Here is a 13463-nt window from a genome sequence, read left to right on the forward strand (position 1 = left end):
CTTGGCATCAGCTCAGCTATTCGTCGTGTGAGACATGCTTGTACAAAAGCTGGCGACAGATTCTACGCTGAAAATCTTCTTAATCGTGATTTTACCGCGACGGCACCGAATCAGAAATGGTGCACAGATGTTACCTACTTACAATACGGTCTCGGGGCCAAGACTTATTTGAGTGCTATCAAGGACCTCTATGACGGCTCTATTATCGCCTATGAGATTGGTCACAACAATGATAATCCCTTGGTCATGAAGACCATTAAGAAAGCTCTAGCAGCCAATCCAGGAGCAATACCGCTCATTCATAGCGATCGTGGCAGTCAGTACACATCAAAAGAATATCGTCATTTTACAACACAGGCTGGCATCACTCTATCGATGTCACGAGTTGGGAAATGTATCGACAATGCACCGATTGAAAGTTTCTTTGGGCATTTCAAGACAGAGTCTTATCATCTCAAAAAATACAAGACGTATGAGGAACTAGTCGCAGATGTCGAAAGCCATATCCAGTTTTACAATACACAACGTTATCAAACAAAATTAAACAACCTGACTCCTTGGGAATTCAGGAATCAGGTTGCTTAATATCTTTTATTATTTGACTGTCTACTTGACAGGGAGCCGTTCAATCTGGGCGGGGGTTTTTATTATATTTTTTGTTGTTTTTTGAATTAAAAAAGTTTATAATATAGTATATAGAAAAAAATATATTAAGGAGACATTGAAATGGCTTTGCAAGGGGTTAACAAGCTGCCGGTAATGCTCGATAATAAACAAGCGTTGAATTTGTATAAACGCTTAGCAAAGGTTAATAAGATTTTAGGAAAATTAGATGCGGTACTTGAGTCGTCAATTGTCAATGCTTCAATATTAAGTTTGTTATCTTATAACGAGTCTGTGCAATCGACTAGGATAGAGGGTACACAAGTAACCTTTCATGAAATTATGGAAACAGCTAAAAGTGGCGCCAAGAATTGGCAACAGAGAGAGGTCTTTAACTACAAAAAAGCGATTGATTTTGGTTTTAAATCTATTAAAGAAGGGGATGTTATATCCACAAGACTTATTAAGGAGTTGCACAAACTTTTGATGTCTGATGAAGCTAGAGGCACCACGTCAAACGGTGGTGAGTTTAGAAAAATTCAAAATTTTATAGGACCTGATAAAAATATAGAGAACGCCTCATATATTCCGATAGGAGCAAATGAAATCGGCGAATATATGACAAACTTAGAATTTTTTATAAATGGAGAATTTCATTCTAGTTTAGAAACACAGGGAGAACAAGAAGCCATTACTTTTGATAGTGATATTTTGTTGCGTATTGCGGTTGCTCACGCACAATTTGAATCAATCCATCCGTTTTTAGACGGAAACGGTAGATTAGGGCGGATTCTGATTACTTTAATGTCTGTTCAGGAGGGATTGTTACATTATCCCATATTCTTTGTTAGTGAGGAGTTAGAAAAGGAAAGAATCCGTTACTACAACGCCTTAAACGCAACAAGGGGCGATAGTCCTGATTGGAATATGTGGTTGAATTTGTTTTTAAACGCTAGTGAGCAGATGGCTAACAATATTTTGAAAAAAATTCATAATGCGGATGAGCATGCCAGAAATGGCTTGGCAGTGTGTAAAACACAAACTCAAAAAAATGTTTGGTTGAGCACCTTTACTTCTCCAGTGGCAACAGCCGCTCAACTTTCAGAATTAACGGGTTACCATTCTGCGACAGTAAAAAAAGCTTTAGATTTCCTTGTTGGCAAAGGCTTATTAGATAAAGATAACTCCGCAAGAAGAAATATTCCTTACTACAATTACGATCTGATTCGTGCTATTCAGCATCAGTAATCTCCCACATCAGCCTCGTGCTGGTGTTTTTTGTAAATAAGAAAAGACCTTGTCCAGAAGGTCGGGAAAAAGTTGCAAGATATGTATCAAACTATTGATTTAACAGCATTTGCACCTATCGCAATGATAGGTGCTATCAATGAATTGGAAGTTCTACAACACGAAATTCTGCCATTTCGGCTTGAACTTTTCCGTGGTAAAACTCGGTCAAGTTGTCGATGATTTTCTGAGTATCTTCTTTGTCGACAAAAATCGTGGTACGGACGTCTGCTAAAAATGCAGTATCGTGTTCTTCTAAATCATGAGAGGTCCGCCAATTAGCAAATTCTTGATATTGAGAATAGCTCATTGTAATACCGATTCCTTGTTGCTCCTTGACTGCGACAATACCAATTTCGGCTATACCATGTGCAACAGCACCGGCATAAGCGCGAATTAATCCGCCAGCCCCCAACTTAACACCTCCAAAATAGCGTGTCACAACGGCTGCTACATTGGTCAAGTGATTGTTTTCCAAAACGGTCAACATAGGAACCCCAGCAGTTCCAGAGGGTTCGCCGTCATCAGATGAGCGTTTGATTTCCATCTGTTCTCCTAGAATAAAAGCAGAGCAGTTATGAGTGGCGCGGTAATGTTCTTTTTTGATGTGGTTGATAAAGTCACGAGCCTCATCTTCTGTCCTTACTCTTTTCAAATGGCAAATAAAGCGCGACTTTTTAATTTCTTCTTCTGCTAGACCGTCAGTAGTAATAGTGCGATATTCTTTCATAACATGATTGTACTAAGTTTTTTTAAAGATGACAAGTTTTCGAATAAAAATTACGAATAAATAAGTATGACAGATATGGCAAATTACTATGGAAGATTGTTTACCCACCATCAATTGACTGAAACAGAACGACTGCAAGCCAAAAACCTACCCAGTCAAACACCCAATCATACTTGTTTTCGTTGCTCAACTCTATTTGAAGAAAAGCATTGCTTACCAAATGGAGCTCTGTACTGCCGAGAATGCATGCTATTGGGACGTGTACGGACAGATGAAGAGCTGTACTATTTCCCTCAGCAACCCTTTCCTCCTCAGCAATCTCTTAAGTGGGCTGGGAAATTAACCACTTGGCAGCAAGAAATTTCAGATGGGCTCCGACAGAATTTCAAAGAAAGAAAGGCTACTCTGGTACATGCAGTGACGGGAGCAGGAAAGACTGAAATGATTTACCAAGTGGTTGCTGACGTGATTGATGGAGGTGGAGCTGTTTGTTTGGCTAGTCCTCGGATTGACGTCTGCATTGAATTGTATAAAAGGTTGGAGGAGGATTTCGCCTGCCCGATTAGCCTCTTACACGGTACCTCAGAGCCGTATTTTCGGACACCATTAGTCATTGCGACTACACACCAGTTGCTCAAATTTTACCAGGCCTTTGATTTAATCTTGATTGACGAAGTGGATGCTTTTCCTTATGTGGACAATCCCATGCTGTATCGTGCAGTCGAAAATTCCGTCAAAGTAGATGGAGTAACCATGTTTTTGACAGCTACTTCAACAGATGAATTGGAGAAGAAAGTTCAGTCAGGAGCCCTTTGCCGACTACGTCTACCACGACGGTTTCATGGAAATCCACTAGTCGTTCCACAAAAGATGTGGCTGTCAAAGTTTGAAGTGAATTTGAAAAAGAAAAAGATTGTTCCAAAGTTAATTAGCAAAATAACGGAGCAACGAAAAACAGGGTATCCACTCCTACTTTTTCTGCCTGAAATTCGTATGGGACAAGCTTTTGCCCAGTTGTTGGCAGAGCATTTCCCGGAGCAAGGGATTGGTTTTGTATCCAGTCAGACAGAAAATCGCTTAGAAATCGTCGAGCAATTTCGACGTCGGGAAATTGAGATTCTGGTCACGACAACGATTTTAGAACGAGGGGTGACCTTTCCTTGTGTTGATGTGTTTGTGGTACAGGCAAATCATGCTCTTTACACTTCTTCCTCGCTGATTCAGATTTCTGGAAGAGTAGGGCGCAGTATGGAGCGCCCAACAGGAGATTTGCTGTTCTTTCATGATGGAAGCAATCGTGCGATTGAAAGAGCGATTCAAGAAATTAAAGTGATGAATCAGGAGGCAGGATATGGCGAGATGTCTACTTTGTCAGCAGGTTCTTAAAAAGCGCATCCTTTTTTCGGATCTCCTTCTTTTAAAGAGGGAGGAAGAAGGGATCTGTACTGAGTGTCAGGAAAAATTTTCGCCCATATCGGCACGCCACTGTCCAACTTGCTTCAAAGAAGGGGAAGAAACAAACTGCTCGGATTGCTTGTACTGGGCTAGTAAAGGATTGGAGGTTGCTCATGAGAGCCTATATCGTTATAATACGCAAATGGCAGAATATATTAGCCAATATAAATTTATCGGAGATTACCTACTCCGCACAGTCTTTGCAGCAGAGCTACATCAGTATTTCAAAAATAAGACCGATTACACCCTGGTTCCTATCCCGATTAGTGAAAAAAGAATGGCAGAAAGAGGCTTCAACCAAGTAACAGGCTTACTCAGTGCTGCAGGCTTGTCATTTGTTGACCTTCTTCAAAAAGAAGAGACAAAAAAGCAGTCCGAAAAGAATCGGACGGAGCGGTTAGCCTCAAAGCAACCCTTTGCTATTGCAACTCATATGGACGTTCCTGAAAAAATTATACTCATAGATGATATTTACACAACAGGCGCGACCATTCAGTTGGCAAGGCAAATCTTGATGAAAAATGGTGCGAAAACCGTCACAAGTTTTTCATTGGCTCGTTAGCAAACGCTTGCAAAAGAAACTAAATATGGTATAATAGTAATGAACAAAAGCGAAAGCTTAGAAAGAGGTATTTACTATGATTAAATTTAGCGTTCGTGGAGAGAACATTGAAGTAACAGAAGCACTTCGTAGCTATGTCGAAGAAAAAGTAGCAAAGATTGAAAAATACTTCCATGCGGATCAAGAGTTAAATGCAAAAGTAAATCTAAAAGTTTATCGCGATAAACGCTCAAAAGTTGAGGTGACAATTCCCTTGGGGTCAATTACACTTCGTGCGGAAGATATTTCTCAAGATATGTATGGGTCAATTGATTTAGTCGTGGATAAAATTGAACGTCAAATCCGCCGCAATAAAACAAAGATTGAAAAGAAAAACCGCCAAAAAGTATCAACTAGTCAATTGTTTACCGATGAGTTAGTTGAGCAAGCGGAAGAAGAAGTAAAAGTTGTCCGTACAAAACAAGTAGATTTGAAACCGATGGATCTTGAAGAAGCTATCTTACAACTGGAATTGTTAGGACATGATTTCTTCATTTATACTGATGCTAAAGATAGTACGACAAATGTTATTTACAAACGGGAAGATGGTGGCCTTGGTCTGCTAGAAGTAAAATAATAAAAAATGATCTGCAAATTCATTTGCAGATCATTTTTTATATCATCACAATTTTTCATTGACATAGCGGACAAAGTAGTTCCACCAGGATACTGGCCAAGATGCGGGCGCAACATCATCTGCGGCCAGTAACTCAATGCTAGGTTGCTGCTGTACATATCCATGTCCGATGAGGTCAGAGTCCTTGAGGTTTAAGGTTCCCACTACAGTTTTCTTTTCAACAGGAGCATTCCAAACCGTGTCGAGCCCTTCCGTCTCGGCTATAATTTCATTTTTATTCCGAACTCGCTTCACAACGACAAAGTCGTCAGCGGCTACGGCAGAAATGGAGGCTTGTTTTCCATTGAAAATAGGGATATGACTATCGTGATAAGCTTCCCCAGCTTCCACCAGTGTCAATGGTTTAAAATATTGATAGGAGTAATTGAGCAGATTGGCCGTTTCTGTAAACCGTTTTTCAGGATAAACATCACTTTCGGTCGTGTGTAAGACAACTGTAATCACCCGCATGTCATTCTCCGTGCTAGTAGCGACCATCGAAGTACCAGAGGCTGTTTTCAATCCATCTAGCCCCTCTCGTTCATAGCTATTGCCTTTTAGCATCCAGTTTGTCCCATAATAGAGGGTGTCATTCATCTTGAAGGATGATTTTGATGTGATCGAAAGGACTTGTGGGTAATCCAGAATCAGACGACGAGCTATAATAGCGACGTCAAGGGCAGATAGCAGGTTTTCGGCCTCATCTTTTGTGCCAGGATAGCGATTGTTACCTAGTAGGTCATTGGTTAAACCAGTAGCGTTCACTAATGTAGCATCAGAAATGCCCCAAGAAGCTATTTTTTCTTTCATCCTATCAACAAAAGATGACTCGCTTCCCGCCACTTTCTCTGCAAGCGCAATGGTAGCGCTGTTAGCAGATGCGATAAGAGAGGCCTCCAGTAGTTCTTTTACAGTATAAGAACGTGCATCGAGTGGAAGATTGGTCACAGGGGAAGTGATGGTCAGGTTATATGCATAGTCTGAAATCGTCACGGGAGTAGCCATATCCATCTTTCCTTCGTCTATGGCTTCATAGACCAGATAAGCTGTTAGAAGATTGGTAATGGATGCAATGCTGGTAGGAGTGGTCGCATCTTGCTCGTAGAGCACTTTTCCAGTAGTTGCTTCGATGGCTATCGAATGCTTAGCTTCAGTTTTATATTGTTCTACGGCAGATACGGAAAGTGAGGGAGTTAAACTAATCAACAATAATAGGCTGCTTAGAAAGAGTCGTTTCATCAGTACAGTATACCTCTCTATAGTTCTTAATACCATTATAACATAGAAATCGAATAAGAATGGAATGAAATCTTACGTGAAAATAGTCTGAAAATAATGAAAATTGTTTCTTTTGCAAAATTTTCTGACAAAATTCTTTTTTTAAGAAAAATTTATGGTATAATATCTCTCATAGACGTAAAAAGTCTTTAGAATTAAACAAAACAGAGGTGTTTTATGAAAAAGCCGACTAAAATGCTCACACTTGCAGGTGTGACACTTCTATCCGTTGCAACTCTTGCAGCATGTGGTGCCAAGAATTCATCTAAAAGTGGTGGCTCAAGTGCACCAAAGGCTGAATTGTCTTTCCCAACAGAAGTAACCCATGATGGTACTGCTATTAAGGGTGGACAGTTAAATTATGCAGTTGTATCTCCGTCAGCATCAACAGGATTGTTGATTGATGAGTTAACTGACCAGCATGTTGATACAGTGTTTGGTACCATGGTAGATTCATCTATGTTTGGCTACGATGGAGAGCGCAAATTGAATGACTCCGGTCTTGCGAAAGTCGACTTTGATACAGAAGGTAAAAAATTAAAAATTAGCTTAACAGGAAAAGATTATAAGTGGTCGGATGGTCAACCATTTACAATTGATGATTACATCTTCACCATCGAGAAAATGGCAGATAAAGGCTACACGGGTGTTCGTTTTGATAATAAATTTACAAACATTGTCGGGATGGATGAATTTGTGGCGGGTACAGCAGATAAGATTTCGGGTATTGAAAAAATTGATGATTATACAGTTGTACTTAGCGTCAAAGAGATGATACCATCAATGCAATACGCTGGTGGAGCAGTTCCTGCATACGTAATGCCGAAGCATATCTTCAAAGACATTCCGGTAGCTGATTGGGAAAAGAGTGACTATGCTCGTGCGACAACTAAATTTGTTGGCATGGGGCCATTTAAGATTAAAGAGGTAGTAAACGGAGAATCAATCACCTATGTAGCAAACGAACATTACTACAAAGGAAAAATAAAGATTGACGGTTTGAAGATGGATATCGTATCCCCTGATACGATTGTGTCAGAGATGAAGGCGGGACATTATGATATCGCTGAAATGCCAGCAGATCAATTGGATTCTTATAAAAACTTATCAAATATAACTCTTCTCGGTCAAATTGACTCGTCTTATGAATATCTTTCATTTAAATTTGGTAAGTACGATGAAGAGGCGAAGAAAAATGTTGTAGATCCGAATGCAAAGATGAATGATGTGAAGTTGCGTCAAGCGATGGGATATGCTCTTGACACCAAGACAGCAGGTGAAACACTTTATAACGGCTTGTATCACCCAGCAACATCGCTTATCATATCGTTCTTTGGCGATTTGCATGATTCGGACATGAAGGGTTATACTTACAATCCTGATAAGGCGAAACAGTTGCTTGATGAAGCTGGTTACAAAGACGTAGACGGAGATGGTATCCGTGAAGGTAAGGATGGTAAACCATTCAAGATTAGCCTTGGGGCACGTAAGCGAACAGAGACAAACGAAGCACTTGTACAACAGTACATTGCTTGGTGGAAAGAGATTGGTTTGAATGTTGAACTTTACACAGGTCGTACGATTGAATTGAATTCATTCTATGATATGCTTAAGGCAGATGATTCCAATATTGATGCCTATCTAGGTGGATGGGGTACTGGATATGACCCAATGCCAAATATGTGGGGGCCAACCAATAAGTTTAATATGTCTCGTTTTGTGTCAGAAGAAAATACTAAGTTGCTTGAAGCGCTTGGTTCTCCTGAATCATTCGATGAGAAGAAAAACCTTGAAAACTACAAGAAGTGGCAAGAAAATGCCTTCAACGAAGCATTTGCAATTCCATTGTTTGAGTCAGAATCAATTACTGCGGTTAACAAACGTGTGAAATATCAAGATACATATTATGGTTCAGCGTCTAAAGCGCAGTGGACTGAGGTAGAATTGACAGCAGAAAAAGGAATTGCTGAGTAAGACAGCGTACAAAAAATCTCTCGTGACAAATGGGTTACAGATAGATTTGGAAAAAGCCAACTGAGTTGGCTTTTTCCAATTGTTGGTGTAAAAAATCATCACACAAGATGAGATGGTTACGCTATTTAGAAAGAATTTTCGCTTAACCTTCTGCTGAAATAGTTGGCAGAGGAGGGTGATTTATGATAGAATGGTATAAATATTCTATTTTTATTGACAGGCAGCTTAGCTGATGACGAAGGAGGAAAAGCGTGACAAATGCAAAACCGCTTTTAGAGATTAAGGACCTACACGTCGGTTTCCGTATTGGTGATGAATTTTATGATGCCGTTGATGGTGTGTCAATTAATCTACAAAAAAATGAAATTTTAGCGATTGTAGGAGAATCAGGTTGTGGAAAGTCTACCTTGGCAACCACTATTATGGGACTTCACAATCCATTAAATACTAAAATTGATGGACAAATTCAATACCAAGATAAGGAATTGGTTGGGCTGAGTGAAGCGAATTACAATAAGATTCGCGGAAATGATATTGGAATGATTTTTCAGGATCCATTGGCTTCCCTAAACCCTTTGATGACCATTGGTGCCCAAATTGATGAAGCCTTGTACTACCATACGGATATGAACGCAGAACAGCGGACAGCTCGTGTCTTAGAACTGTTGGAACAAGTAGGAATTCCAAATCCAAAAAGAACATTTAAGCAATATCCACACGAACTATCAGGCGGAATGCGCCAACGGATTGTGATTGCTATTGCCTTGTCATGTAAACCGCCGATTATTATTGCAGATGAACCAACGACTGCCCTAGATGTGACGATTCAAGCACAAATTTTGGATTTATTAAATGAAATCCAAGCAGAAACTGGTTCTGGGATTATCTTGATTACGCACGATTTGGGTGTTGTAGCAGAAACAGCAGACCGTGTGGCGGTTATGTACGGCGGACAATTCGTAGAAGTTGCGCCAGTTGAAGAATTATTTACTAATCCAAAACATCCTTATACACGCTCATTGCTGAAGTCAAATCCACAATCGAGTGATGAGGGTGGTGACCTGCATGTTATTGATGGTACAGTGCCTCCATTGACAAAAATGCTTCGCACTGGTTGTCGGTTTGCACCGCGCATTCCTTGGATTAGTTCAGAAGCTCATGAAGAAAATCCTACAATGCATGAAGTGGGTCCAAACCATTTTGTTCGTTGTACCTGCCATGAGACATTCTATTTTGAGGAGGAAGCGAACTAATGGGATTTATTGAAGTAAAAGATTTAAAAGTTCATTACCCTATTCGTAGTGGCTTCTTTAACCGTGTGACAGACCATGTTTATGCAGTGGATGGTGTCAACCTTGAATTTGAAGAAGGGAAGACCTACGGACTTGTAGGAGAATCTGGCTCAGGGAAATCGACAATCGGGAAAACGATTATTGGATTGGAGCGTTCAACGGCTGGACAAATTATTTATGAAGGTCAAGATGTGACCAATAAACCACGTCGTAAAAAAGGAAACTTTAATCGCGATGTTCAAATGATCTTCCAAGATTCTCTCTCTAGTTTTAATCCGAAAAAGCGGATTTTGGATATCATTGCCGAGCCTATTCGTAACTTTGACCGTGTGTCACCAGATGAGGAAAAGAAGAGAGTTCTTCAATTGTTGGATACGATTGGGTTAACAGAAGAAGCCTTGGTAAAATACCCGCATGAGTTTTCAGGTGGACAACGTCAACGGATTGGAGTTGCACGTGCCTTAGCAAGTAATCCTCGTTTGATTATTGCAGATGAACCGGTATCTGCTTTGGACTTATCTGTGCAAGCGCAAGTGTTGAATTACATGAAACGCATTCAAGACGAGTACAAGTTGAGCTATTTGTTTATTTCGCATGACCTCGGAGTTGTTCAACACATGTGTGATGAACTCTACATCATGTACCGTGGACGTTTTGTAGAGACTGGAAATAAAGAAGATATTTATAATAATCCACAGCATATCTATACAAAACGCCTATTGTCGGCTATTCCAAGTATCGACCCACTCAATCGTGAGAAAAACAAGCAACGTCGCTTGGCATCAGAAGCAGAGTATCTTGAAAAGCAAAGCATCTTCTATGATGAAAATGGTCGTGTATTCGATTTGAAAGATTTCTCAGCGACTCATCGCGTTGCTTTGCCAGCTGCGGAAGGAGGAAACTAAGCATGTGGAAAACAATATTACGGCGCTTATTGCTCATGGTGCCTCAAATCATCATTCTTAGTGTCATTGCTTTCGCTTTTGCTAAGTTGATGCCAGGAGATCCATTTACAGGTCAAATTGACCCAAGTATTGACCCAGCAGCAATCGAAAGGTTGCGTATCCAGTATGGTTATTATGACCCAATTCACATCCAATATTTCAGATGGGTTGGTAATATCTTACATGGGGACTTTGGTCAGAGTGTCTTCTTCAAACAGCCTGTTATGACCATTATAGGGCAACGTTTAAGTAATACCATCTGGTTGTCTCTTTTGACAATGGTGCTTACCTACGTGATTGCCCTACCGCTTGGTATGATTGCAGGACGTTATCAAAATTCTGTGGCAGATAAAGTGATCAATGTCTATAATTTCTTGACTTTTTCAACACCAACATTTATCTTTGCTATTCTTCTATTATGGTTGTTTGGATTTTCGCTTGGCTGGTTCCCAACACGTGGAACAGTAGCTTCTGGTGTGACAGGTTTAGCAGCTATCTTTAGTCGTTTGCATCACATGATTTTGCCAGCCTTGACATTAGCCATCCTATCAACAACGAGTACGATTCAGTATCTCAGAACGGGTATCATTGATGCGAAAAATCAAGACTATGTTCGTACAGCTCGTGCTAAAGGTGTACCAGAAAAAGTGGTGTATAACCGTCATATTTTCCGTAATTCAATCTTGCCGATTGCGGCTTTCTTGGGCTATGAATTGACAGGACTAATTGGTGGTTCGATCTTTGTTGAAAATATTTTCACTTATCCTGGCATGGGACAACTCTTTATTTCATCACTTTCAGGCCGTGATTACAGTGTAATTTTAGCCCTCTTGCTCATGTTTGGTTTTGGAACCTTGCTAGGAACCTTATTGTCTGATATTATCATGAGTATTGTAGACCCACGAATTCGAATTAAATAGAGGAGGAGAAACGTGAGTAAAGATAAAAAATTAGATAAAAACGCGGCATCTACTCCTCCAGGAGGATTACGTGTTATTGCCAGAGAATTTGCAAAAGATAAAGTAGCTTTGGTTTCACTATTCCTATTAGTAACTATCTTAATTGGAGTATTTATCGGGGCGATTCTTCTGAATCAAGAAGAAGTAATGAAAGTAAACCTGCTTGGACGTTACCTAGAGCCGGGAATAGATGGTCATATCTTAGGAACAGACGAAGGTGGTAAAGACATTTTAGGTCAACTGATTATCGGGGCTCGTAATTCGATTGTGATTGGATTCTCTATTACCATTATTACAAGTATTGTTGGAGTCTCTCTTGGTATTGTTGCTGGTTACTATGGTGGTCGCTTCGATGGCTTCTTAATGCGAATTGTTGACTTTATCTTAATTTTGCCAAGCTTGATGATGATTATTGTATTTGTTACAGTTGTTAAAAACTATACAATTTATCACTTTATCTTCATTATGAGTTTATTTGCTTGGACATATAAGGCAAGGCTCTTTAGGACAAGGACTCTATCCGAAGCAAGCTTAGACTATGTGAATGCATCAAAGACCTTGGGAACAAGTGACTTCATGATCATGTTCCGTGAGATTTTGCCAAACCTTAGTTCTTTGATTATTGTTAACCTCACATTGAACTTTGCAGGAAATATCGGGATTGAAACGTCCCTTACGTACTTAGGATTCGGTCTTCCTGCAACGGTACCAAGTTTAGGAACCTTAATTTCAAATGCTCGAAATGCAGATATCTTGGAAAACAAAACATGGATTTGGCTACCAGCGGCAGTTTTTATCTTAGTAATGATGTTATGCATCAACTATATTGGACAAGCTCTCCAACGAGCAGCTGATGCCAAACAACGACTCGGTTAAATAATATAGGAGTGAACTCCAGAATGTGGCAGAACATCCACAACTGGAGTTCTTTTTAGCTGGTATGTAGCTGAAGAGAGCGGTATTATAAATAAGTATGAGAGGAGACGAAATTCATCTTCTCTTTTTATGTTGTCCAAGTTGTCCAAAGTGAAGCAGTAGCGAATCTAACAGTTGTCAAATCTCTTGGAAACAAACTCATTTCACTTAATGCCATTTCTGAAAATGATTGTGACTTATCTCATCTGACGAATGACCCTTGATACTCATTCAAAATCAAAAAGGCTCATTGTCAACTGTAGTGGGTAGATGAAAAGCTAACATCTAGAGAGAACGACATTCGTTTTCTCTTTTTTGATGTTTAAGGCAATCAAAATGCGTTTTTTAAAGTTGTCAAAGTTCCTAAAGCCAAAGGCATTTCGTTTGATGACTTTTACATACTGGGCATTTAGGAGCTGTGTAATCCAAGTGACCATGGGGTTCTAGGTGGGTTCCCCTATCATATTCCTCAGCGAAAACAATATTTTGGTCTTTTATTCCGAGAAAATTTGTGATACGATTTAGTTGTTTCATATGAGACTTTCTAAAATGATGGTTTGGTTGCTTTTCATTATAGGTCATATGGGACTTTTTTTCTACACTCAAAAAGACCCCATAATCTCCATGGTGGTTTTACCCACTACAGAAATTATAGAGCCGTATTTTTTACTTTAGGCTAAACAGGACAAAAAAGTCCTTTAAACATTGGGTGTATTTTGTTAGACTAGAGAACATCAGAAGGAAGGCAGGAGGCAGAAAAGATGGAAGAATTCAAGGCGTTATATATGAAAGTACAGGGGATCGTAAGG

Annotated in this window: 12 protein-coding genes and 1 pseudogene; 10 read left to right on the top strand and 3 right to left on the bottom strand. The window is 39.8% G+C overall.

The features are described from left to right. Together ABPH35_RS08580 and ABPH35_RS08585 are read left to right on the top strand one after the other, a co-directional pair. The coding region (locus ABPH35_RS08580; RefSeq protein WP_368849737.1) for an IS3 family transposase at window positions 1-585 on the top strand (585 nt) is incomplete at its 5' end. Window positions 586-726: 141 nt separating this feature from the next. After that, on the top strand, window positions 727-1851 hold the full coding sequence (locus ABPH35_RS08585; RefSeq protein WP_349989348.1) for a Fic family protein: 1125 nt from the start codon (window positions 727-729) through the stop codon (window positions 1849-1851). Window positions 1852-1987: 136 nt separating this feature from the next. On the opposite strand, the gene ABPH35_RS08590 is transcribed toward ABPH35_RS08585, so the two are convergent. Further along, window positions 1988-2620 carry a YigZ family protein gene (locus ABPH35_RS08590; protein ID WP_349989349.1) on the bottom strand — a complete coding sequence of 211 codons (633 nt, stop codon included), beginning with the start codon at window positions 2618-2620 and terminating at the stop codon, window positions 1988-1990. A 66-nt stretch (window positions 2621-2686) separates the two neighbouring features. Here ABPH35_RS08590 and ABPH35_RS08595 point away from each other — a divergent pair, with 66 nt between their 5' ends. The 3 genes from ABPH35_RS08595 (at window position 2687) to hpf (ending at window position 5253) form a co-directional block, all read left to right on the top strand. Further along, window positions 2687-4006 (top strand): DEAD/DEAH box helicase, encoded by a 1320-nt coding sequence (locus ABPH35_RS08595; RefSeq protein WP_349989350.1) that lies wholly within the window; start codon window positions 2687-2689, stop codon window positions 4004-4006. Beyond that, entirely contained in the window at window positions 3972-4637 is a 666-nt protein-coding gene (locus tag ABPH35_RS08600; RefSeq protein ID WP_349989351.1) for a ComF family protein, read from the top strand. Before ABPH35_RS08595 ends, ABPH35_RS08600 begins: the two co-directional genes overlap by 35 nt. Before the next feature lie 76 nt (window positions 4638-4713). Beyond that, complete coding sequence (gene hpf / locus ABPH35_RS08605) at window positions 4714-5253, top strand: ribosome hibernation-promoting factor, HPF/YfiA family (RefSeq protein ID WP_349989352.1); 540 nt, start codon at window positions 4714-4716, stop codon at window positions 5251-5253. Between the two features lie 45 nt (window positions 5254-5298). Here the strand turns inward: hpf and pbp3 are convergent, their stop codons facing one another. Next, a complete protein-coding gene (gene pbp3, locus ABPH35_RS08610) occupies window positions 5299-6531 on the bottom strand; it encodes a D-alanyl-D-alanine carboxypeptidase PBP3 (RefSeq protein WP_349989353.1) in 1233 nt (410 codons plus the stop codon). A 216-nt stretch (window positions 6532-6747) separates the two neighbouring features. Here pbp3 and ABPH35_RS08615 point away from each other — a divergent pair, with 216 nt between their 5' ends. The 5 genes from ABPH35_RS08615 (at window position 6748) to ABPH35_RS08635 (ending at window position 12615) form a co-directional block, all read left to right on the top strand. Then, window positions 6748-8544 (top strand): oligopeptide ABC transporter substrate-binding protein, encoded by a 1797-nt coding sequence (locus ABPH35_RS08615; protein WP_349989354.1) that lies wholly within the window; start codon window positions 6748-6750, stop codon window positions 8542-8544. A gap of 251 nt (window positions 8545-8795) precedes the next feature. Beyond that, window positions 8796-9797: an ABC transporter ATP-binding protein gene (locus ABPH35_RS08620; RefSeq protein WP_349989355.1), complete on the top strand. Its 1002-nt coding sequence runs from the start codon at window positions 8796-8798 to the stop codon at window positions 9795-9797. Continuing rightward, entirely contained in the window at window positions 9797-10741 is a 945-nt protein-coding gene (locus ABPH35_RS08625) for an ATP-binding cassette domain-containing protein (RefSeq protein WP_349989356.1), read from the top strand. Before ABPH35_RS08620 ends, ABPH35_RS08625 begins: the two co-directional genes overlap by 1 nt. 2 nt (window positions 10742-10743) lie before the next feature. Next, window positions 10744-11700, top strand: coding sequence for an oligopeptide ABC transporter permease (opp4B, locus tag ABPH35_RS08630; protein WP_349989357.1), 957 nt, complete (start codon window positions 10744-10746; stop codon window positions 11698-11700). Window positions 11701-11712: 12 nt separating this feature from the next. After that, window positions 11713-12615 (top strand): ABC transporter permease, encoded by a 903-nt coding sequence (locus ABPH35_RS08635; protein ID WP_349989358.1) that lies wholly within the window; start codon window positions 11713-11715, stop codon window positions 12613-12615. A 317-nt stretch (window positions 12616-12932) separates the two neighbouring features. Here ABPH35_RS08635 and ABPH35_RS11010 read toward each other — a convergent pair. Then, window positions 12933-13052: pseudogene (locus ABPH35_RS11010) on the bottom strand (transposase); the annotation flags it as partial. Between the last annotated feature and the right edge of the window lie 411 nt (window positions 13053-13463).

The organism is Streptococcus handemini (assembly GCF_040984445.1).
GTDB lineage: Bacteria > Bacillota > Bacilli > Lactobacillales > Streptococcaceae > Streptococcus > Streptococcus handemini.